The organism is Streptomyces krungchingensis (assembly GCF_054729265.1).
In genome coordinates this window covers 9195965-9216939 of record NZ_JBPUKY010000001.1, presented here as the reverse complement: position 1 = coordinate 9216939, position 20975 = coordinate 9195965, and the positions used below count along the sequence as shown (strand labels likewise).

Genomic DNA, 20975 nt, shown 5'->3' with positions numbered 1-20975 from the left:
CTCTCATGATGGGGCGGGGGCTGTCGTGCACGGCGGTGTCATGCCGAGCGGGTCAGCTCGTCGGGTCCGACGCCGTGGACGAAGGGAAGTCCCTGGGCGTAGCGGCGCACTTCGTCGACGGCCCAGTGCGTCATGCGGCCGAGTTCGTCGCCCAGGGACCCCGCGATGTGCGGGGTGAGCAGGACGTTGGGCAGCGTGTAGAGCGGCGAGGAGGCGGGCAGCACCTCCGGCTCGGTCACGTCGAGCACGGCGTGGATGCGTCCGGAGACCAGTCGCTCGGTCAGCGCGTCGGTGTCGACGAGCGAGCCACGTGCCGTGTTGACGAGTGTCGCGCCGTCCATGAGGAGCGCGATCCGGCGCGCGTCGAACATGTGCCGTGTCTCGGGCAGTTGGGGTGCGTGGATCGACACCACGTGGCTGCGCCGGACGAGTTCGTCGAGGCCGACCGCTTCGACGCCGAGGGCGCGGGCCTCGGACTCGTCCACGTACGGGTCGTGGAGGAGGACGTGCAGGTCGAAGGGGCGCAGCAGTTCGACGACCCGGCGGCCGACGCGCGAGGCCCCGACGATGCCGACGGTGCGGTGGTAGTTGCCGTGTCCGGTGAAGTACGGCAGCAGCTCGGGCTGTCGGCGGGTCCGCGCGTAGTCGTGGGCGATGTCGAGGACCCGCTTGTTGGCGAAGAGGATCGCGGCGAGGGTGAACTCCGCGACGGGCAGGGCGTTGGCCGCGGCGGCGGAGGAGACGCTGATGCCGCGGTTCCAGACGGACTCGGTGACGTGGTGCTTGACGGATCCCGCGGCGTGGACGACGGCGCGCAGCCGCGGCATGCGGCGCAGTACGTCCTCGGTCAGCCGCGGGGCGCCCCAGTGGGTGAACAGCACCTCGACGGCGGCGAGTTCGGTGGCGTCCGCCGTGGCGAAGTCGGTGATCGGGCCGGAGCCGTCCAACCGGGCGACCGTGCTCAGGCGGTCGAGTGCGCCGTCGGCGAGCAGGGAGCCGTGGATCTCGTGGCCCATGGCGAGGGCGGTGCGCGGGCGGCGGGTCCCGGCCGGTCGTGGCGAGCTGTTCAGGAGGGTGCCTTCCGGTACGGGCATGGTCACTTCACCGCGCCGGCGGTCAGCCCCGAGCGCCAGAAGCGCTGGAGGCAGACGAAGGCGGCGATCAGCGGGACGACGGCGACGAGGGAGCCGGTGATCACGAGCGAGTAGTACTCGGGCTGCTGCTGGGTGACGCTGTTCCACATGAACAGGCCGAGGTTGACGGGATAGAGCTTCTCGTCGTTCAGCATCACGAGGGCACCGAAGAAGTTGTTCCAGCTGGAGGTGAACGAGAACAGGAAGATGGTCATGAAGCCGGGGGCGAGCATCGGCAGGGCGATCCCGGCGAAGGTGCGCAGCTCGCCGGCGCCGTCGACACGGGCGGCCTCCAGGACCTCGTTCGGCACGTATCCCTCGGAGAAGACGCGGGCCAGGTAGACGCCGAAGGGGTTGACGAGTGCGGGCAGCAGCAGGGCCCAGTAGGTGTTGACCACCCCGGCTTCGGTGGCGAGCAGGTACATGGGCAGCTGGATCACCGTGGTGGGGACCAGGACTCCGCCGAGCACCGCGCCGAACAGCTTCTCCTTGCCCTTGAAGTCGTACTTGTCGAAGGCGTATCCGGTGGCGACGCACAGGAGGGTGGAGGCCGCCGAGCCGACGACCGAGTACAGGATGCTGTTGCCGAACCAGCGCAGGTAGATGCCGTCGTTGAAGGTGAACACGTGGTGCAGGTTGGCGAGGAGGCTGAAGTCGCCGAAGGAGAACCCGGACGTGCCGAACAGGTCGCGGTCGTTCTTGGTGGCGGCGACGACCAGCCAGGTGACGGGCATCAGGGTGTAGAACGCGGCGACGATCAGCAGGCCGTTGACGACGGCCTTGGAGAGCAGGGCGTCGGTCCGTGCGCGGGGCCGGACGGCGACCCGTGTGCCGCCCGGCGCGGCCGGTGTCCGCGGCGGGCTCGAAGGACGGGTGAGGATGCTCATGAGGCCGCCTTCCAGCGGTTGCCGAGCCGGGTGACGAGGTAGGACAGGACGACGCCCAGCAGGGCGAGCAGCAGGGAAGCGGCGGCGGCGAGCCCGTAGTCGTGCTGGACGAAGCCGGCCTTCCAGATGAACAGGGTCGGCGACCATTCGGTGTCGACGGAGGGCGCTCCGCGCTGGTTGAGCAGCTTGGGCTCGGTGAAGATCTGGATGGCGCCCACGCAGGTGAACAGCACGGTCATGACGAGCGCGGAGGCGATCAGCGGCACCTTGATCCGCAGGGCGGTGCGCAGGGCTCCCGCGCCGTCGACGACGGCCGCTTCGATCACTTCGCGCGGAACGGCCTGGAGCGCCGCGTAGAAGATGACCATGTTGTAGCCGATCCACTGCCAGGCACAGAGGTTGACCATGGACGACAGCACATGGTCGTTGCTGTAGAAGTCCCAGGAGCCGCCGAGCGCGCTGATCCCGTCGAGCACGGGGCTCAGGCCCGGGGTGTAGAGGTAGATCCAGATGAGCGAGGCGATCAGGCCCGGGATCGCGTGCGGCAGGAACAGCGCGAGCTGGAAGAACCGCTTGGCGCGGGCCATCGCGGAGTCCAGGAGCAGGGCCAGCAGCAGGGAGCCGCCGATCATGACGGGGATGTACAGGGCGCAGTAGAGCGCGATGTGTACGAAGGAGTCCCGGAACCCGGCGTCGGAGAGGGCCTTGGTGTAGTTGCCGATTCCGGAGAACACCCGTCGGGTGCCGCCGAAGCCGAGTCCCGAGGAGTGTTCCTGGAAGAGGCTCATCCAGACGGCGTAGCCGATGGGTGCCACCATGACCGCGGCGAACAGGACGAAGAACGGGACGACGAAGAGGGCCGCGGCACGGCGTTGACTGCGCCGCAGGGCAGAGGTGGCGGGCGGCTTCGTCGTGGGTCGGGGCCGGGTCTTCACGGCCGGGGCGGGAGGTGCTGCCACGGTGGCTCCTTGGCGGACTGGACGCTGCGGGGGGCGGGTGACGGGGTCCGGCCGCCGGGCGGCCGGACCCGGAGGGTCACCGGGCGAGCTTCAGTCCGCGCTCCGTGATGCCCGACTCGGCCTTGCGCTGGCCGGCCGTGACGCCGCCGCCGAAGCCGGACTTGGCCGTGGCGTCCTGGACGGCGGTGTAGACGTCCAGCTGGTTCGGTCCCCACGTCCAGCCGGGGACGATCGTGTCGACCTGCTCGGAGGCGAGCTTGTAGAGGTCCTGGCCGCCGAGGTACGCGGTGTCGAACTTCGCCGCCGCGACGGCACGCATCTGCGGGTCGGCCGGCAGGGCGCTGCTCGGCGACTCCAGGTCGGCGAGCCGGGCCTCGACGCCGGCGCGGTTCGTGGTGAGCCACTCGATGAACTCGGCCGCTGCCTCGGCATGCCTGCTGCCCTTGAGGACGCCGTAGGAGGTGCCGCCGTAGTTGCCGCTCGCCGCGGTGCCCCAGTTCGGGAGGGGGGCGACGGCCCACTTGCCCTTGAGGTCGGGCATGGCGGTCTTCATGCCTCCGGCGGACCAGGAGGCGCCGAGGAAGGAGAGGGTCCGGCCGGAGGCGCGGGCCTTGGTCTCCTCGGGGCTGTAGGCGGTGAAGGACTGCACCAGGTCGTCCTTGATCAGTCCGTCCCAGTAGGCGGCGACCTTCTTGCTGGGCGCGTCGTCGACGCCGGGCTTCCACGCGTCGCCCTCGGTGGTGAACCACTTGCCGCCGGCCTGCCAGGACAGGGCGGCGAGGAGCGCCGGGTCGGACTTCGGCATGGAGGCCAGCCGGACGTTCTTGTCGGCCTTCTTCACCGCGGCCGCGGCGGTCCTGAACTCGTCCCAGGTCTTGGGGACTTCGATGCCGTACTTCTTGAACAGGTCGGTTCGGTAGTAGTACAGCTGCGGCGCGACGTCGTAGGGGACCGTCCATGTCCTGCCGCCGAAGGTCACCAGGCTCTGGACGGACGCGGGGAACTTCGACTTGACCGTCTCACCGGCGTAGTCGGTCAGATCGATCAGGTTTCCCTGGCTCGCGAACTCCGGGACCATCTGGTACTCGATGGTGGCCACGTCGGGGGCGTTGCCGGCCTTCACGGCGTTGGCGAGCTTGCTGTAGCCCTCGGTCGAGCTGGGGATCTCGGTGAACTCGACCTTGATGTCCTTGTGCGTCCGGTTGAACGCCTCCACCGTCGACTTGGCCCCGAGCGTCCAGGTCCAGTACTTGATGGTGACCGGCTTTCCGTCCGATCGGGAGTCGGTCGAGCCGCCGTCGCCGCCGCACGCGGTGGCGAGCATGCCCAGGGCGGCGACGACGGCGATGGCGGCTGTGCGGAACGAACGTGAAGTGCGCGACATGGCACGGCTCCTACGAGACCTCGTACGGGCAGAGGCGGATGCAGGACATCTTTTGTGCGCACACGATCAGAGTCAAGAGCGTTCGACCAAATCAATCAAAACGATCGCTCAATGTTCAGGAAGTGAGTGACTCGCCGCCGCAGGACGACCGGACCCTGAGCTCGGGCAGGAGCTCCAGGTGCTGGCGGGGCGCGGCGCTCCGCCCGTCGGCGCGCTCCGCGAGCCGCTGGAGCAGCAGCTTCGCGGCCAGCTCCCCCACCGAGCGCTTGGGCGGGGCGACGGCCGTCAGGGGCACGTCCGCGAGGGCGGCGACCTCGTCGTCGTACGCGATCAGCGCGAGGTCCTCGGGCACCCTGATGCCGCGCGCCTGGAGCTTGGGCACCAGCACGATCGCGTCCTCGTCGCTGTGCACGAGCGCGGCCGTCACCCCGCGTTCCGCCACGGCCTGCGCCAGATAGTCGATGCTCGCCTCGTAGTCCCCGTGCTCGCGGACCGACGGCGCGCCGGAGTCGACGTCGAGCCCGAGCGACTGCACGGCCGCCAGGTATCCGGAGGAGATCTGTGCGGCGTGCGGCCCTTCCTGGAGCACCGCGGTGATGCGGCGGTGCCCGAGGGCGGCGAAATGGCCCACGGCCACGGCGGCCCCGTGCGCCCGGTCGGTGCGCACCCGGTCCAGACCGGCCGCCGGGTTCCCGGCCGGCGCGGACCGCTCGACCAGGACGGCCGGCACCGCGCAGTCCAGGAGCCACTTCTCCTGACCCCCGAGCGGCACGCCGCCGAACCAGCTGGGCGCGACGAGGAGACCCTGCGCGCCGCCCGCGATCAGGTGCTCCGCCTGCACGGCGTCCTCGGAGTCCACGTAGCCGGTCATCCCCAGGACCAGCCGGCCGCCCTGGGCGCCGACGGCCTCGCGGGCACCGCGGACGACGTCCGCGAAGATGGAACCGGTGGTCGGCACGATCATCCCGATCACGGCGCCCTCGGCGGCCTCGCGCCCGGGCCGGGGCTCGGCCGCGGTGTCGCCCGGCCAGACCACCGCGCCGTGCAGCCGGTGCACCCGCCCCTGGGCGGCCAGCGTCTCCACGTCGCGTCGCAAGGTCACCGCGGACACGCCGAGTTCGGCCGCGAGGTCGGACACCCGGAGGCTGCCACGCTCCCGGACGAGTTCGAGCACCCGCTCATGGCGCTGGTCGACGTGCAGTCGCATGGGCTCCCCCTGGGGCAAGGCCGGACGGACGAACTGAGGGCGGACGCGGAGCGTGATCCCCTGCGCCAACTGTACGCCCACAGTCGTATCGATCGTTTGCGATCGATACGGTCAGCCGGTTCGCCGAAACCGCGGCCCGGTCATGCGGCGTGAAGAATGGGCATGACGGGGTAAGACCACCTTCGGGAAGCGGAGAGGGTCGTAGTGGGTGCGAGCGAGGAACGGGACGTGTCGGCGCGGCGGCGCTTCGACATGGCGGACGCCGCGCCACTGCTGCTGGACGCCCGGATGACGGTGACCAGCTGGAGCGCCGACGCGGAACGGCTGCTGGGGTACCCCGCCACGGAGGTGCTGGGCCGCCGCGCGGCCGACCTGCTCCTCCCCGAGGACGCGGCGCGGGTCCGGGACCTCACCGAGCGGTGCGACGCGGACGGCGGCTGGTCGGGGCTGCTGTCCGCACGGCACCGCGACGGGCGCGCCCTCCGGCTGATGGTGCGGGTCGTTCCCGCGGAGCACCGCGACGGCCCGGCGCGGTGGGTGGTGCTGCTCGCGGATCTGGGCGACGGACCCGGCTGGGACATGAGCCGGCAGGTGCTGGAGAGGATGGCCGCGCACTCGCCGGTGGGCATCGCGATCGTGGACACGGACCTGCGGTACGTGTGGTCGAACACGGCACTGGAGCAGTTCGGCGGCGGTCCGGCCCGGCAGCGGCTCGGCCGGCGGCTCGCCGAGGTGCAGCCCGGTCTGGACGCCGAGCGGCTGGAGGCACAGATGCTGCGGGCGCTGACTACGGGCGAGCAGGTGGTCGGCTACGAGCACGTGGGCCGGGTCCGCTCCGCGCCGCACCGCCAGTCGGCCCACTCGATGTCGTTCATCCGGCTGGAGGACGATCTCGGTCGTCCCATCGGCGTCTACTACACCGTCGTCGACGTGTCGGAGAGCTACCGCGCCCGTCGGCGGCTCGCCCTGCTGGACCGGGCCGGCGAGTCCATCGGACGCAGCCTGGACGTCGTGCAGACCGCGCAGGAGCTGGCCGACGTCGCGGTCCCGGGACTCGCCGACTTCGTCACGGTCGACCTGCTGGAATCGGTCCTCAAGGGAGCGGAACCCGCACCCGGTCCGCGGGACGACGCGGACGCGGTGCCGCTGCGCCGGGCCGGCCAGCAGTCGGTCAGGGCCGGAGTGCCCGAGACCATGGTGCGGATCGGCGAGCCTGCCGCCTACCTCGCCGGGTCTCCCCCGGTCCGGTGCCTGGCGGACGGCCTGTCCTGGTCCGAGGAGCGCCTCGACCCGCTGTCCACCGTGTGGACGGCCGGCTCGCCCGGCGACCGCCCCACGTCCTTCCTCGACCTCGGGCTGCACAGCGTGATGATCGTGCCCGTCCGCGCCCGCGGCATCACCCTGGGCATCACCACGTTCTTCCGGCGCACCCGCGAGGACCCTTTCGACGAGGACGATCTGAGCCTCGCCGAGGAATTCGTGGCCCGGGCGGCCCTCTGCATCGACAACGCCCGCCGCTACAGCCGCGAGCGGGACGCGGCCCTCGTGCTCCAGCGCAATCTGCTCCCGCACCGCTTCCCCGAACTGGACGCCGTGCAGGTCGCGGCCTGCTACCGGCCCGCGGACGAGCTGACCGGCCTGGCCGGCGACTGGTTCGACGTCATCCCCCTGTCCGGGGCCCGCGTCGCCCTCGTCGTGGGAGAGGTCGCGGGTCACGGCATCGACGGGGCCGCGGCCATGGGACGGTTGCGGGCCGCCGTGCAGACCCTCGCGGATCTCGACCTGACCCCCGAGGAGGTGCTCGCCCATCTCGACGATCTCGTCAGCCGCACCGCCCGGGAGGAGGGCACCGGCGCCGACACCCGGACCAGCGGAATGCAGGCGCTCGGCGCGAGTTGTCTCTACGTGGTGTACGACCCGGTCAGCGGCGAGTGCGCCATGGCGGGCGCGGGCCATCCGGCGCCCGCGCTCATCTCCCCCGAAGGACAGGTGTCGTTCGTCGAGCTGCCCCGCGGTTCCGCGCTCGGCGTGGGTGGACTGCCCTTCGAGTCGGTCGAGTTGGAGCTCGCGGAGGGCACGGTGCTCGCGCTGCACACCGACGGGCTCCTCGCCACCCCCGGCGCGGCACGGGACCAGGAGGCCGGCCGGGAACGGCTGCGCCGCGCCCTGGAGGCGCGCGGGCAGCAGTTGGACGACCTGTGCCGCACCATCGTGGACGAACTCGTGCCGACGCGGCCGTACGACGACGTGGCGCTGCTGATGGCCCGTACCCGGCGGCTGGGTGCCGGTCAGGTCGCGACCTGGGAGCTGCCCGTCGACCCGGCGGTCGTGGCCGACGCCCGCAAGGCGGCGGCCCAGCAGCTGAACGCCTGGGGTCTGGACGAACTGACCTTCACCACCGAACTCGTCGTGAGCGAGCTCGTCACCAACGCCATCCGGCACGCGGCCGGGCCCCTCAAGCTGCGGCTCATCTCTGAACAGGCCCTGATCTGCGAGGTGTCCGACGGTGGCGCCACCGCTCCGCACCTGCGCCACCCGAAGACGACCGACGAGGGCGGCCGGGGGCTGTTCCTGATCTCCCAGTTCACCCAGCGCTGGGGCACCCGTTACACGGACGAGGGAAAGATCATCTGGGCGGAGCAGTCGCTCCGGGCGCCGCAGGTGTAGCGCCGCCCGACGGCCGTGCGCGCAGGCCGAGTTGGTGGAACGTTGACCAATTCTCTGGAGATCGCTGAATCACTCATCTATATCGTCGGCCGCATGCCCCCACACCCGCCGAGGACGCCGGCGCTCCCGGTTCTGCCCTACCGCAAACCCACCCGCGACCGGGACTACTGGGTCTTCGACGACGTGCTGCCCGACGTCGACGCGGTCCGGGCCCGGTGCGTCGCGAAGGACGACTGGGTCGAGGGTCATCCGTACACCTCGGAGAGCTGGCCCGGCCTGCGCACGATGCCCGGACTCGAACCGGACGAACTGACGCGCGTGGAACGCCTGGTGAAGAAGGCGACGGGCGCGCGGGAACTGTGGCAGCGGTCGACGCCGACGGGGGCCACCCTGAACCACAACTGCATCCAGGTGGTCGGCAAGGACGAGGGCGAACCGCGCCCGCACACGGACTCCCGCGCGCTGTGCCGTTACGCCGCCGTCCTCTATCTCAATCCGAACGTGCCCAAGGACTGCGGGACCAGCTTCTTCCGGCAGAACCTGCCCGGCGGCCGGCTCGGCGGGAACACGGTCGCCGCGCCGCACAACAACCTGGTCGAGGCCCTGGGCACGCGATTCGTCGCACCGGACTCCTTCGTGGAGGACGTCCGCGTACCGCACCGGTACAACCGCCTGCTGCTGTACCACGCCAATCTGATGCACAGCGCCACGGACTACTGCGGCAGCACGATGGAGGACAAGCGGATGACCGCGGTCTTCTTCTGGATGGCGTGATCCCCCGGAATCGCGCGGATCCCGTGCCACGACGGGGACGAGCCCCGGCACCTCGGTACGGACGACGGGTGCCGGGGCTCGTGGACGGGGACGCCGACGGCCGGTCTCGACGGGGCGGTGACCGGTCACCTCGGGGGAGTTGATGACCGGTCACCGCGGACCTGGCGCCGGCGCCCCGTCATCGGGGGGCGCTGACGGCGAGCGTCATGAGCGGGCGCCCGTGGAACGGCGACGCCGGGTGGCGACGGTGATCGCGGCGCCGGCCGCGAGGACGGCCGCGGCACCGGCCGCGATCGTCAGGGTGTTGCCGCCGCCGGTCTCGGCGAGGTCGCCCTCCTTCGGCGACGCACCGCCGTTCGGGGTGGCGGCAGGCGGGGCGGACTCGGGGGCGGTGGGGGTCGCGGACGTCTCGGGCGCCGACGGCGTCTCCGGGCCCGCCGACGTCGCGGGTGCCGACGGCGAGGGGGTGCCCGGCGTCCCGGCGGGCGGCGTGGAGGCCGGCGTCCCGGGGGTGGTCGGCTGCGCCGTGCAGTCCTTCTTGCCGCCGTTCCACGCCATGATCAGCTTGTCCTTGATGACCGCGTGGTCCGGTCCCGCGGGCAGGTCACCGTGCTCGAAGCCGTCCTCGGCGTCGTGCTTGCCGTCGAACTTCACGGCGCCCCGGTAGAGGTCGATCTGCGCGAAGCAGCCGGCGTCGGGCACCGAGATGTCGAGGGAGTCGGTGGCACCCGGCTTGACCGTCACGGAGTCGAAGTCGTGGAAGACCTGCACACCGGAGGTCTTGAAGGTGGCGCCGTGGGTCCGGTAGGCGGCGAGCGAAGCGGTGCAGGTGCCGGCGTCGTCGGCCGCGCGGACCTTGATGTGGACCTTGCCGTCGTCGGTGGGCTTGAGGCTCTCGTCGTCGACGCGGACCGAGTCGTAGAAGTTCGTCCCGTCCAGGGAGAACTGGCAGCGGTCGCTCGCGGTCGCCGTGCCGGCGCCCTGGCCCGGGGCGTAACCGCCCGCGGTCTTGTCCCAGCCGTCCCCGCCCGGCTCACCCGTCGCCCAGGCGGTGGTGGTGGCCGCGGAGAGGGCGAGCGCCGCCGCGCCCGTTCCCAGCAGGCAGCGCAGGGTGACACGTCTCGCTATGGACATGCGGATCCCGTCTCGATGGTGCGGTGCCCCGGTCGGCGGCAGCGGGCAGCACGAGGCAGCCGGGGGCCGCGCCGGGGGTGAGTGGTCGAAGAAACACCGGGCTCATCGGTCACATGGGCCACGGCGCGACCACATAGTCGATCACCGTGGAGAGGCTGTCAACCTCGTTGAACAGACAAGCACTTCATGCGTGATCACATTTCAGCCACATGAGGAATCACAGGGTCCGCCCCGATTTCGGAGGCTCTCCGGCACCCCTCGCCACACCATCGCACCATGGAACTCAGTTCCCTCTGGAGAGTGCACTCAGTGCCACATCACCCGGTTCGGTGTTAGTTTCCGTTCATGAACGACGGACCCCGGCGCCGCGAGCCCTCCGACGCGACGGCCGCGAAGCCGCCCATGCGGGACGCCCTGGTCGCGGCGGCCTTCCGGCTCTTCCTGGAGCACGGCTACGAACGGACCACGATCGACGACATCGTGACACTCGCCGGCGTCGGCCGCCGCTCGTTCTTCCGCTACTTCCCCTCCAAGGAGGACGTGGTCTTCCCGGACCACGAACGCTGCCTGGCGGACATGAGGGCGTTCCTCGACGACACCTCCGACGCGGACGACGACCCGGTGCAGCGGGTGTGCGACGCCGCCCGGCTGGTCCTGCGCATGTACGCCGAGAACCCGACGTTCTCGGTCCAGCGCTACCGCCTCACCAAAGAGGTCCCGGGCCTGCGCGCCTACGAGCTCTCGGTCGTCCGGCGTTACGAGCGGGCCCTGGCCGAGTATCTGCGCGGACGCCTGGCCGCCCGGCGCGACGGCACCCTGCGGGCCGAGGTCGTCGCCGCGGCCGTGGTCGCCGCACACAACAACGGCCTGCGGTCCTGGCTGCGTTCGGACGGACAGGGCGACGCGACCACGGCGGTCGACCATGCGCTCGGGTACGTGCGAGCGACGTTCGGCGACCCGCAGGAGTCCCCGCGCGGCGGCCCGAGGGCACAGGAGTACGACGACGTGGTGGTCGTGGTCTCCCGGCGCGACGCCCCGCTGTGGCGCGTGGTCCAGGAGATCGAGTCCACGCTCGGACGGGACTGACCGTCGCGGGGGCGGACCCCGGTCCGGCCATATTGAGGGTACCGAGTGCCTTTACCTGTGACACTCAGTGCCATACTCTGTCGTCGTGCACGGTGATCCGGGCACCTCAGATTCCGGCCGAGCGCAGGGAGATGACATCGTGTACCAGCCAGGAATCGCCCTTCATCCGGGGCCCGTTCCCGCGACGGACGTGCTCGGGACCGCCCGCGACGAGCAGCCCGGGGACATCCTCCTCTTCCAGCGCTGCCATTGGTGCGGCACGGCGATGTACCAACGCCTCCTCTGCCCGGTCTGCCAGGGCAGCGACCTGCGGACGGAGTCGAGCACGGGATCGGGCATCGTGCGTCATTCCACCGTGATCCACCGCAACACCCCCGCCGCCCGCAATGTCTCCCTCATCGAGATGACGGAGGGGTTCACCGTCCGGGGACGGGTCATGGGGTCGCCCGCCACCATCCACAGCGGCGACCGCGTGCAACTCTCCACCGCCCAGGACCCGGTGCGCAGGCAGCCGGTCTTCCAGCTCGTCGACGGCCCCTACGGCGGCTGGGGCTGAGGGCCGGGTCGGTCCGGCCGTCCCTGCCCACCGGACCGGCGCGAGGGCCCGATCGGCCCCGCCGGCAGACCGGACCGGAGAACGCGGTCGGCCCCCGCAGCCCGGCCGGGACGACATCCGCGCCCGTTCCGGCCGGCCCACGGGCGCGCCCTCAGCCGTAGGTGATGTCGGACGTCGCGTACTTGCAGTACGTGCCGTCCGGGCCGCTGCCGGTCTCCTTGGGCTCCGCACCGGTGTTGTTGCCCGTGTAGCGGACGCACGGCTTGATCTTCTTGCTGCTGTCGCCGTGGATGCGGATCTTGCTCAGCGTGGCCGTGTCGCCGTAGTTGGTGTTGATGCCGACGATCGACTTGCCGGGCGCCGTGACATCCACGTCGCTGACCACGATGGTGCGCTTGTACTGCGTCGAGCAGTTGCCGCAACTGCGCACCAGTTTGCCGAAGTCGGACACCTGGAAGCCGGTCACGGTGAGTTTTCCGGCGCCGTTGAACTGGAACACCTTGTCCGAGGCGGACTTGGCGCCGCCGCCGGTGACGGTGTACGTGGCGGACGACGACTTGCCCTTGAACGAGGCCGCGTCCTCGCCGACGTCCTCCCACCACACGTTCTGCAGGGTGCAACTGCCCGCGCAGTGGATGCCGTCGGCGCCCGGCGAGCCGATGACGACGTTCTTGAGGACGGCACCGTCCGCCAGGTTGAACAGGGGGTCCTGGTCCTCGGACTGACCGCCGTCACCGAGGTCACCGCTGCCGTAGAAGCGCTGGAGCTTGCCGTCGTAGGTGCCCGAGACCGAGATGGTCGAGCTGACGGGCACGCTGCTGGTGGGGGTCGGCCAGGCCGCGGCCGCGTCGGCGGTGCCCGCCAGCCCGCTCGCCAGGAACGTGGTGGAGGTGAGGCCGAGTGCGGCCAGGGTGCCGATGAGTGCGCGCCGACGGGCGCGCGGACGTACCGAGGGAGTCATGTCCCGATTCCTTCTTCCGGGTGTGGGGGTCAGAGCTTTCCGGTGCCGGTGCCGGCGCCCGCGGACTGCGGGAGGACCAGGACCGTGGCGGCGGCCAGTGCCGCCGCCGTGGCCGCCACGAGCACCGGCCGGCGGGAGCGACATCGTGGGGGGCGAGTACGCATGCGGGTGTGTCCCTTCAGGAATGCGAGGTCATACTTGTGTACGTCGTGCGCATTTCTGAACATCGTGCGGCGCGTGACATGTCCGTACGGGACTCACCGAAGGTCAAGTGCCCTCGACTTATGCAGGTGGTGCGCCTCGGAGATCTGATGTCTCGTATATGAGATGTCACGTGCGGGTCATGCTGCTGAACGGGAACGTATGGGGTAAGCGCTTTCTAGTCAACGCCTCACACAGAACACTTCCGGCCAACTCCCGCACCACGCACACCCGCACGAGCGCGACCGGGCCCAGGTGTTCGCGTCATGCACCTGTCAATTCTCTGACCGGTCGACGGCGGCTCCCGCCGTGTCGGGGGCCCGGGCCCCGCGCGAACGGCAACAGGCGTGGGGGCCCGGAGAGTGCGGGCCCCCACGCCTGTGAAGGTCAGGACGCCAGGGTGATGCGAATGCCGATCGTGCCGCTCTCGCCGCGGCGCAGCCGGCTGCCGAAGAGGGTGAGACGGCCGACGACACCGTACTTGCGGGCGATGAGCTGCCGGTAACGGACGGTCGCCTCGGCGTCGACGATCTCGGCCGTGGCGGGCACCTGGTCACCGGTCGGCCTGCCGCGCGCGTCGCAGGGGCCGACCAGGACGTCGCCCCGGTTGCGGATCCGCTTCACCTTCCAGGAGTCCGCGGCGGTCCACGCGCCCAGTGCCGTGCCGTCGCGCACCACCCACACGGGCGTCGCGACACCGGTCCCGTTCTTGCGGTAGCTGGTGATCAGCAGGTACTTGCCCGAACCGAGCTTGTCCAGCGAGGCCTCGTCCATGGGCGGCAGTCTATGCCGCCGCCACCGGGCAGCCCCCTCCGCGCGCGAACTGCCCGGCCCTCGGCGACCGCCCTTCGGCCGCGAGGTCAGGACAACTGACCGTCGTAGTCGGGGAGCTTGAACGTGCGCTCGGCGTGCCCGCCGACGAGGTCGGTGGTGTTGTTGCCGACGTTGGCGATGATCGTGTACCCGAGGGCCTCTATCTGTGCCCGCTTGCCGGTCTTGTAGGCGCTGACCTCGTCGAAGAGGTCCGGCAGATCGCGGACGTACAGACCGGAGACCGGGTAGCCGACGGCCTTCAGGTTCCACTTCGTCTCGCTCGCGATGATGCCGGGGCGCGCGGTGACGAAGAAGATGTCGACGCCCCGTGAGCGCGCGTAGCGGGCGAGTTCCAGCGAGGGCGCGACCGCCGGGGTGGGCAGCTGGTACCAGGGGTGGAAGTCGGTCTCCAGCGTGGTGTTGTCGATGTCGAAGACGATCGCGAGCTTCTGCCCGTCGGCGTGCGCGGTGCGCTGCTCGACGTACGGCACGGCCTGGTCGATGACGGCGCGGACGTCGCGCTGCCAGGTGGCGTAGTCGACCGACGCCGTCGTGGCCGCCGTCGTGCTCGCCGTCGCCCGGGCCGGCGCCGCGGTGGCGGATCCGGCCGCGGTGACGGTTCCGCCGATCCCCAGTGCCACGACCGCCGAGACCGCGACCGTCCTGCGCCCCACGCCACGTCCTGCCATGCCCGTCCCCTGACTCGTGTCGGAGCGGCGGGGATACCGGGACCCCCGCGCTGCTCGTGTCGGAACGGCGGGGGACCGCTGTCGCCCGCCGCTGCTGCCACGGTGGCGGGGTCACTGCCCCGTCGCCGCGGCAGTGATGATCGTGCCTGAGGATGTACGAAGGGGGAAGCGTCAGTTACTGATCGGTAGAGAATCGCGTGCGTCTCTTCTTCCCTCAGGGAGCACCGCCTCTCCCTCACGGATCGTCCGCCCCTCCCCCGCCGGTCGCCCCTGCCGCCCCACCGGTCCCGTGCGACGCGGGGTGGCATGTGCGGCCGCCGCGTGTGAGCCTGGGCTCGCGGTGTCCCCACAGGGAGAGAGGCGCTCGGATGGACACACCGAACATCGTCGTCGTCGGCGGAGGTTTCGCCGGTGTCGAGGCCGCGCGGGGACTGGAGCGGTCGCTCGCCCCAGGCGACGCCCGGATCACACTCGTCAGCCCGACCGACTACCAGCTCTATCTGCCCCTGCTCCCGCATGTCGCGGCCGGTGTCGTCACGCCGCAGTCCGTGGCGCCCTCGCTGCGCCGGATCCTGCGCCGCACCGCACTCCTGCCGGGCAGCGTGATCGGCGTCGACCCCGAGGCCAAGGTGTGCGTCGTCCGCAAGATCACCGGCGAGCTGGTCGACGTGTCGTACGACTACCTCCTCCTCACCCCCGGCAGTGTGACGCGCACCTTCGACATCCCGGGCCTGCTGGACGAAGCGCGCGGGATGAAGACACTCGCCCAGGCCGTGTGCCTCCGCGACCACGTCATCGGCCAACTCGACCTGGCGGCGGCCACGTCGGACGAGGCGGAGCGGACGGCACGGCTTCAGTTCGTGGTGGTCGGGGGCGGTTACGCGGGCACCGAGACCGCGGCCTGTCTGCAACGCCTCACCACCGCCGCGGCCAAGCGCTACCACCCACGTCTCGACCCCGGCCTCATCCAGTGGCATCTGGTCGACGTCGCCCCCAAGCTGCTGCCCGAACTCGGCGACCGGCTGGGCGCAAGTGCCCTGCGCATGCTGAGCGAACGCGGGGTGCGCATCTCCCTGGAGACGTCCGTCGCCTCCGTCACCGAGGACAAGGTCACCCTGACCGACGGCCGGGTGCTGCCCTCGCGCACCTTGGTGTGGACGGCCGGTGTCGCGGCGAGCCCCCTGGTCGACTCGCTGGGCGCGGAGACCGTGCGCGGACGGATCCTCGCCGGGCCCGACTTCAAGGTGCCGGGGCTGGACGGAGTGCTCGCGCTGGGCGACGCGGCGGCCGTGCCCGACCTCGCCAAGGGCGACGGCTCGTACTGCGTGCCGACCGCCCAGCACGCCGCACGGCAGGGCCGGCACGCGGCGAGGAACGTCACGGCGCTGCTGCGCGGACAGCCGACGACCCCGTACCGGCACAAGGACCTCGGGCTCGTCGTCGACCTCGGCGGGCACGACGCGGTGTCCAAGCCGCTCGGCATCGACCTGAAGGGCGTGCCCGCACAGGTCGTGGCCCGCGGGTACCACCTGTACGCCCTGCGCACCGGCACCGCCCGGTTCCGGACCGGGGTGAACTGGCTGCTCAACGCGGTCGCGGGCGACGACTTCGTGCGCACCGGGTTCCTCGACGACCGTGAGGGCACCCTGCAGGACTTCGAGCACACGGACATGTATCTGACGCGGGAGGAAGTGACCGCCCGCGTCCGCGGCTAGTGTCCTGAGTTGGGAATTCGCTGCGTAAGTCTGGGTGGGTTCGGCATGATGGCCGGGTGGCGAGGACGGGACGGCCGAAGGCCGAGCTGGTGCTGACCGATGACGAGCGTGAGACGTTGAGCCGCTGGGCCAGGCGTCGGACTTCTTCGCAGGCTCTGGCCCTGCGGTGCCGGATCGTGCTGGAGTGCGCAACTGGTGCCTCGAACAGAGACGTTGCCGCTCTGCTCGGCGTCGAGGAGCACACGGTGAGCAGGTGGCGGGCCCGCTTTGTGCGGGACCGGCTTGAGGGCCTGACCGACGAGCCACGCCCAGGTGGGCCCCGGAAGATCACCGACGCCCAGGTGGAAGAAGTGGTCGTCAAGACACTGGAGACCACGCCGAAGGACGCCACACACTGGTCGACGCGGTCGATGGCCAAGGAAGTGGGCCTCTCCCAGTCGGCCGTCACACGTATCTGGCGGACCTTCGGCCTCAAGCCGCACCTGGTGGACACCTTCAAGCTCTCGAAGGATCCGCAGTTCATCGAGAAGGTCCGCGATGTGGTCGGCCTGTATCTCGCCCCGCCCGAGCACGCGCTGGTGCTGTGCGTGGACGAGAAGACACAGATCCAGGCCCTGGACCGGTCAGCTCCGGTGCTGCCGATGATGCCGGGCATGCCAGAACGCCGTACTCACGACTACGTGCGCGGCGGCGTCACCACACTGTTCACGGCGCTCAATACCGCCACCGGCGAGGTGATCGGGCAGATCCATCGCCGGCACCGGGCCGTGGAGTTCAAGAAGTTCCTCGTCCGGATCGACAAGGAGGTGCCCGCAGACCTGGACGTGCATCTGATCTGCGACAACGCCTCGACGCACAAGACCCCGGCCATCCAGCGATGGCTGACCGCACACCCCCGCTTTCATGTGCACTTCACACCCACCAGCTCCTCCTGGCTCAACCAGGTCGAGCGGTGGTTCGCGCTACTGACGGACAAACAGATACGGCGAGGCGTCCACAGGAACGTCCAGACCCTGGAACGCGACATCCGCAACTGGATCAAGACTTGGAACGAAGAACCGAAACCCTTCGTCTGGACGAAGACCGCAGACGAGATCCTTGAACGCCTCGCCGGATATCTGAAGCGAATTCCCGACTCAGGACACCTGGGGGTTTCGTTCGGATCAGGTCGGATCCGGCCGCGGCGTCCGGTGCGGTGCATCGCAAGGCGGAGGACCACCCGCGTACCGGGCGTACTCGGGTGGTCCGACAACGCGGCGAGGTGCCACACCGCACTCGGCGGCCAGCCACCGATCAGCCGCGTGAACAACGCTGCGGGCCAATACACCTAGCGCCCGTCCGCGTCCTGGAGGAGGGTGAGGAACCGGCGGCCGAAGAGGTAGGCGTCCCCCGGCCAGCGGGCCGAGAGGTAGTGGCCGTCCCGGACGACGAAGGCGTGCGTGTCGTCGCCGGCGGTACCGCGTCGTGTCAGCGTGCGCGGGCCGCGCGCGAACTGGGTGCCGGGGTCGGTGAGCGCCGACCTGACCTCGTCCTCCACGTAGGCGGGGTAGGTGCGGTAGTAGCGGCCGAGGCGCCAGGCGGTGGTGAAGTAGGCCGTCCGTTCCATGTACTTGGGCAGACAGGTCGTGCGGCGGTCGGCCAGGACGCTGCGTCCGGTGGCGGGATCCTGGGCGCGGGCGAGCACGAGGACGCCGTGGCAGATCGCGCCGACAGGGCGCCGCAGCGCCCAGAAGTCGGCGATCCGCCGCTGGAGCACGGACGAGCCGAGGTACTGGCGCATGCCGGGCGCGTGTCCGCCGGGCAGGATCAGGCCGTCGAACTCCGCCACGTCCAGGTCCGCCCAGGAGACGGTGCGGCGGAACTCGGGCGCCTCGGTGAGCTGCCGGTAGAACGTCCGGGGTTCCGGTTCGGCGCCGAGCTGCCCGAACAGCACACCGGTGAGCAGTCGCGGGTCGGCCGCGGGACGGGTGCCCGCGTGCTCCGTCGCGAGGACGACGTCGTGTCCCGCCTCGGTCAACAACCGCCAGGGCACGGCGACTTCGGTGACGTCGAAGTCGTGGTCGGGGACCGGCATCAGCACGCGCATGGCCTCATCATGGCAGCGCGGCACCGGGTGTGGTGTGAAGGGCGGCGGGGCCGGGCCGGTGAGGGCCGGCCGGGTCGGTGCCCCGCCCGGGGTGCGCTCCGTGGTGAACACGCGGGCGTGCCCGCACGTATGAGGGGAGGGCTCTCGACCGGGGCCCTCGGCGGCGATGACGCCGTGCCGTTCGGCTTCGGGAGCCCATGGATGAGGCACGCACGACGACGGATCGTCCGACGGGGGGCGCGACTCGCGGCCGTCGGCGGGCTGCTCTGCGGAGGGCTGATGGTGACGCAAGCGATGGCGAGCGAACCCTCCGACACGTCGCGTGCCGCGGGAAGCCGGGCCCAGGCGGCCGTGGACACGGGCACCGCGCTGGTGTCACGGCTCGGCAGCTCGCGCACCGCGGGCAACTGGATCGGCTCCGACGGCCGGCCCGTCGTCGCGGTGACCGATCCGGGTGCGGCGGCCGAGGTCACGGAGGCAGGCGCCCGCGCGAAGCTCGTACGGCACAGCATGCAGGACCTCAAGTCGGCCACGCGGACGCTGAGTTCGGCGCCGCGGGTGGTGGGCACGGCGTGGGCCGTGGACTACACGACGAACGAGGTGGTGGTGCGGGCCGACAGCACGGTCTCCTCCTCCGACTGGTCACGCATGACGAAGGTGGCCGACGGGATCGGGGACGCCGTCCGCATGCAGCGCACCCAGGGCGCGTTCACCACCCGGATCAACGGCGCGCAGCCCATGTTCTCGACCGGCGGGCGCTGTTCGGCCGGCTTCAACGTGACCAACGGGCGCACCGAGTTCATCCTGACGGCGGGGCACTGCGGACCGGCCGGATCCGTCTGGTTCGCCGACAACTCGGGCCGGCAGCAGCTCGGACGCACCGTCACCACGGCGTTCCCCGGGAGCGACTTCTCGCTCGTGCAGTACGACGACGGGCAGCAGACCTCGGCGGGAGCCAATGTCGTCGCCATCGGCGGGGGCAACGGCGTCCGCATCACGGGTACCGCCGATCCGGCGGTCGGGCAGCGGGTGTTCCGCAGCGGCAGCACCAGCGGGCTGCACGACGGGAAGGTGACCGCGCTCAACGCGACGGTCAACTACCCCGAGGGCACGGTCACCGGGCTGGTCGAGACGACGGTGTGCGCCGAACCGGGCGACAGCGGCGGCCCGTTGTTCTCCGAGGGCATCGCGCTCGGTGTGACCTCGGGCGGCAACGGTGACTGCCGGACCGGCGGTACGACGTTCTTCCAGCCGGTCACCAAAGCGCTGACGGCGCTGGGGGTTCGGCTCGCGGGGCAGCCCCAGGCGTCGTCGGGCGCCCCTGCGTCTCCCTCGCCGACGGGTTCGACGGCGGCTTCCGGCGCACAGGGCGCGGCGGCCTCGCCGGGGTCGGCCGCACCGGGCGCCGTGGAACCGGTGGGCGGTGCCGCCGAGAACGCCGAGACGCTGGTGTCGCGTCTGACCGACCCGCAGAACGTCGGGCCGGGACTGCTGGTCATCGCGGGCAGTCTCGTCGCGCTGGTGGCGACGCGGTTCATCCGCACGGAACAGGACCGCAAGGCCTATCGGCGGCAGTACGCGCAGAGTTGGGGATGAGGCCCGAGGCGGTGGCTCCCCGGTGACTTCGGGGAGCCCCGTGCCGGGACGCGAACCGTCAGGCCGCCCGGGTGGGCGACGGCGGGGCGGCTTCCGCCCATTCGAGGACGAGCCGCTGGTACTCCCGCCGCTCCTCCATGCTCAACGTCCCGCCCGCCCGGAACCAGAGGGCCCGGATCTCCTCGTTGACCTCGGCGGCGGAGCGCCGAGTGTCGGCATCAGGAGTGGTGGACATGGTGTGAAGCATACGGTCCTTGACGTGAAGACGTTGTGAGTAAAGGTACAGCGAACGACATTACGGACCGTGAAGCTCATCACTCACGTGCCGGGCTTGCGGCCGTACACGAACACGTCGTCGCCGTTCTTCAGCAGCGACCAGTACTTCTTGGCCGTGGTCGTGGTCATGTTGACGCAGCCGTGCGAGCCCGGCGGGTTCCACATGCTGAGGCCGACCGAGTGGAAGGCCTGCCCGCCGTCGAAGAACTGGCTGTACGGCATCGGCACGTTGTAGATGCTGGAGACGTGGTCGATGTCCCGCCAGTAGATCTTCTTCAGACCGGTGCGGGTCTCGTACCCGTTGCGGCCCGTGCGCACCGGCACCGGCCCGTAGACCAGTCGGTCGCCGTCCTGGATCCAGCTGAGCTGGAGCGTCAGGTTCACACAGGCGATGCGCCCCTTGTTGACCGGGCACTTGCCGTCCCTGTTGGGGTTGCTCCCCACGGCCTTCTGCTTGTTCATGAGGTCCATCACGCCCCAGGTGACGGGCCCCGCGTAGCCGATGTTCGGGGTGATGCCGTGCTTGTTCTGGAAGGCCTGGATGGCCTTGCAGTCGGTGGTCGACTGCCGGCCGTCGACGGGCCGCCCGAGGAACTTCTCCACCTGCTTCTGGTACGGGCCGGTCTGCGTGGTGCAGCTCGCGGCCTGCGCGGGCGCGGCGCCCAGCGCGAGCGTCAGCGGCGCGACCAGTCCGGTGATCCCGAGCGCGACGGCGCCCCGTCTGCGTATGTCCCCCATGGCGGGCCTTCCTCTTCCTGTTCTCTCTTGTGTCGTCCGCCTGCTAGACCCTCGTCGGGGGGCCTACGTTGTGCGGCCGGCCGCACTGGGACCAAACGGTGACATTCCTCGTC

Annotated in this window: 19 protein-coding genes and 1 pseudogene; 7 read left to right on the top strand and 13 right to left on the bottom strand. The window is 70.7% G+C overall.

Going from position 1 to position 20975, the window contains the following annotated elements; genetic code table 11:
• Nucleotides 1-38 precede the first annotated feature (38 nt).
• The 5 genes from ACSYGO_RS39970 to ACSYGO_RS39950 form a co-directional block, all read right to left on the bottom strand.
• Nucleotides 39-1094: a hydroxyacid dehydrogenase gene (locus ACSYGO_RS39970; protein WP_460389586.1), complete on the bottom strand. Its 1056-nt coding sequence runs from the start codon at nucleotides 1092-1094 to the stop codon at nucleotides 39-41.
• A 2-nt stretch (nucleotides 1095-1096) separates the two neighbouring features.
• Nucleotides 1097-2020: a carbohydrate ABC transporter permease gene (locus ACSYGO_RS39965; RefSeq protein ID WP_432173268.1), complete on the bottom strand. Its 924-nt coding sequence runs from the start codon at nucleotides 2018-2020 to the stop codon at nucleotides 1097-1099.
• Nucleotides 2017-2979 carry a carbohydrate ABC transporter permease gene (locus ACSYGO_RS39960; RefSeq protein ID WP_460389585.1) on the bottom strand — a complete coding sequence of 321 codons (963 nt, stop codon included), beginning with the start codon at nucleotides 2977-2979 and terminating at the stop codon, nucleotides 2017-2019. Before ACSYGO_RS39960 ends, ACSYGO_RS39965 begins: the two co-directional genes overlap by 4 nt.
• A gap of 76 nt (nucleotides 2980-3055) precedes the next feature.
• Nucleotides 3056-4363 carry an ABC transporter substrate-binding protein gene (locus ACSYGO_RS39955; protein WP_426676556.1) on the bottom strand — a complete coding sequence of 436 codons (1308 nt, stop codon included), beginning with the start codon at nucleotides 4361-4363 and terminating at the stop codon, nucleotides 3056-3058.
• Between the two features lie 115 nt (nucleotides 4364-4478).
• Nucleotides 4479-5570 (bottom strand): substrate-binding domain-containing protein, encoded by a 1092-nt coding sequence (locus ACSYGO_RS39950; RefSeq protein ID WP_426676557.1) that lies wholly within the window; start codon nucleotides 5568-5570, stop codon nucleotides 4479-4481.
• A gap of 204 nt (nucleotides 5571-5774) precedes the next feature.
• Here ACSYGO_RS39950 and ACSYGO_RS39945 point away from each other — a divergent pair, with 204 nt between their 5' ends.
• Nucleotides 5775-8237 (top strand): SpoIIE family protein phosphatase, encoded by a 2463-nt coding sequence (locus ACSYGO_RS39945; protein ID WP_426676558.1) that lies wholly within the window; start codon nucleotides 5775-5777, stop codon nucleotides 8235-8237.
• Between the two features lie 93 nt (nucleotides 8238-8330).
• The gene (locus tag ACSYGO_RS39940) at nucleotides 8331-9011 is read left to right on the top strand and encodes a DUF6445 family protein (RefSeq protein ID WP_426676559.1); all 681 of its coding nucleotides are present in this window, start codon (nucleotides 8331-8333) and stop codon (nucleotides 9009-9011) included.
• 204 nt (nucleotides 9012-9215) lie between these two features.
• On the opposite strand, the gene ACSYGO_RS39935 is transcribed toward ACSYGO_RS39940, so the two are convergent.
• The gene (locus ACSYGO_RS39935; protein ID WP_432187431.1) at nucleotides 9216-10145 is read right to left on the bottom strand and encodes a dihydrolipoyllysine-residue succinyltransferase component of 2-oxoglutarate dehydrogenase complex; all 930 of its coding nucleotides are present in this window, start codon (nucleotides 10143-10145) and stop codon (nucleotides 9216-9218) included.
• A 402-nt stretch (nucleotides 10146-10547) separates the two neighbouring features.
• On the opposite strand from ACSYGO_RS39935, the gene ACSYGO_RS39930 reads away from it, so the two are divergent.
• Together ACSYGO_RS39930 and ACSYGO_RS39925 are read left to right on the top strand one after the other, a co-directional pair.
• Nucleotides 10548-11231, top strand: coding sequence for a TetR family transcriptional regulator (locus ACSYGO_RS39930; RefSeq protein ID WP_432187483.1), 684 nt, complete (start codon nucleotides 10548-10550; stop codon nucleotides 11229-11231).
• Nucleotides 11232-11421: 190 nt separating this feature from the next.
• Nucleotides 11422-11787 carry a Zn-ribbon domain-containing OB-fold protein gene (locus ACSYGO_RS39925; RefSeq protein WP_426676906.1) on the top strand — a complete coding sequence of 122 codons (366 nt, stop codon included), beginning with the start codon at nucleotides 11422-11424 and terminating at the stop codon, nucleotides 11785-11787.
• A 151-nt stretch (nucleotides 11788-11938) separates the two neighbouring features.
• On the opposite strand, the gene ACSYGO_RS39920 is transcribed toward ACSYGO_RS39925, so the two are convergent.
• The 4 genes from ACSYGO_RS39920 to ACSYGO_RS39905 all read right to left on the bottom strand — a co-directional run bounded on the left by ACSYGO_RS39920 (nucleotide 11939) and on the right by ACSYGO_RS39905 (nucleotide 14451).
• Entirely contained in the window at nucleotides 11939-12748 is an 810-nt protein-coding gene (locus ACSYGO_RS39920) for a pectate lyase (protein WP_426676561.1), read from the bottom strand.
• A 29-nt stretch (nucleotides 12749-12777) separates the two neighbouring features.
• Nucleotides 12778-12912 (bottom strand): hypothetical protein, encoded by a 135-nt coding sequence (locus tag ACSYGO_RS39915; protein WP_460389584.1) that lies wholly within the window; start codon nucleotides 12910-12912, stop codon nucleotides 12778-12780.
• 424 nt (nucleotides 12913-13336) lie between these two features.
• On the bottom strand, nucleotides 13337-13723 hold the full coding sequence (locus tag ACSYGO_RS39910; protein WP_426676563.1) for a PPOX class F420-dependent oxidoreductase: 387 nt from the start codon (nucleotides 13721-13723) through the stop codon (nucleotides 13337-13339).
• An 86-nt stretch (nucleotides 13724-13809) separates the two neighbouring features.
• The gene (locus tag ACSYGO_RS39905; RefSeq protein WP_426676564.1) at nucleotides 13810-14451 is read right to left on the bottom strand and encodes an HAD family acid phosphatase; all 642 of its coding nucleotides are present in this window, start codon (nucleotides 14449-14451) and stop codon (nucleotides 13810-13812) included.
• Between the two features lie 368 nt (nucleotides 14452-14819).
• On the opposite strand from ACSYGO_RS39905, the gene ACSYGO_RS39900 reads away from it, so the two are divergent.
• Both ACSYGO_RS39900 and ACSYGO_RS39895 read left to right on the top strand, forming a co-directional pair.
• Nucleotides 14820-16166 carry an NAD(P)/FAD-dependent oxidoreductase gene (locus ACSYGO_RS39900; RefSeq protein ID WP_426676565.1) on the top strand — a complete coding sequence of 449 codons (1347 nt, stop codon included), beginning with the start codon at nucleotides 14820-14822 and terminating at the stop codon, nucleotides 16164-16166.
• Between the two features lie 56 nt (nucleotides 16167-16222).
• Nucleotides 16223-17284 (top strand): annotated as a pseudogene (locus tag ACSYGO_RS39895) (IS630 family transposase); the annotation flags it as partial.
• Nucleotides 17285-17493: 209 nt separating this feature from the next.
• Here the strand turns inward: ACSYGO_RS39895 and ACSYGO_RS39890 are convergent.
• Nucleotides 17494-18252 (bottom strand): type 1 glutamine amidotransferase domain-containing protein, encoded by a 759-nt coding sequence (locus tag ACSYGO_RS39890; RefSeq protein ID WP_460389583.1) that lies wholly within the window; start codon nucleotides 18250-18252, stop codon nucleotides 17494-17496.
• Nucleotides 18253-18453: 201 nt separating this feature from the next.
• Between ACSYGO_RS39890 and ACSYGO_RS39885 the strand changes: the two genes are divergently transcribed.
• The gene (locus ACSYGO_RS39885) at nucleotides 18454-19848 is read left to right on the top strand and encodes a S1 family peptidase (protein WP_460389582.1); all 1395 of its coding nucleotides are present in this window, start codon (nucleotides 18454-18456) and stop codon (nucleotides 19846-19848) included.
• A gap of 58 nt (nucleotides 19849-19906) precedes the next feature.
• Here ACSYGO_RS39885 and ACSYGO_RS39880 read toward each other — a convergent pair whose 3' ends face one another.
• Both ACSYGO_RS39880 and ACSYGO_RS39875 read right to left on the bottom strand, forming a co-directional pair.
• On the bottom strand, nucleotides 19907-20095 hold the full coding sequence (locus ACSYGO_RS39880; RefSeq protein ID WP_095938253.1) for a hypothetical protein: 189 nt from the start codon (nucleotides 20093-20095) through the stop codon (nucleotides 19907-19909).
• 71 nt (nucleotides 20096-20166) lie between these two features.
• Nucleotides 20167-20862, bottom strand: a complete 696-nt coding sequence (locus ACSYGO_RS39875) for a L,D-transpeptidase family protein (protein WP_432176107.1) — start codon at nucleotides 20860-20862, stop codon at nucleotides 20167-20169.
• Between the last annotated feature and the right edge of the window lie 113 nt (nucleotides 20863-20975).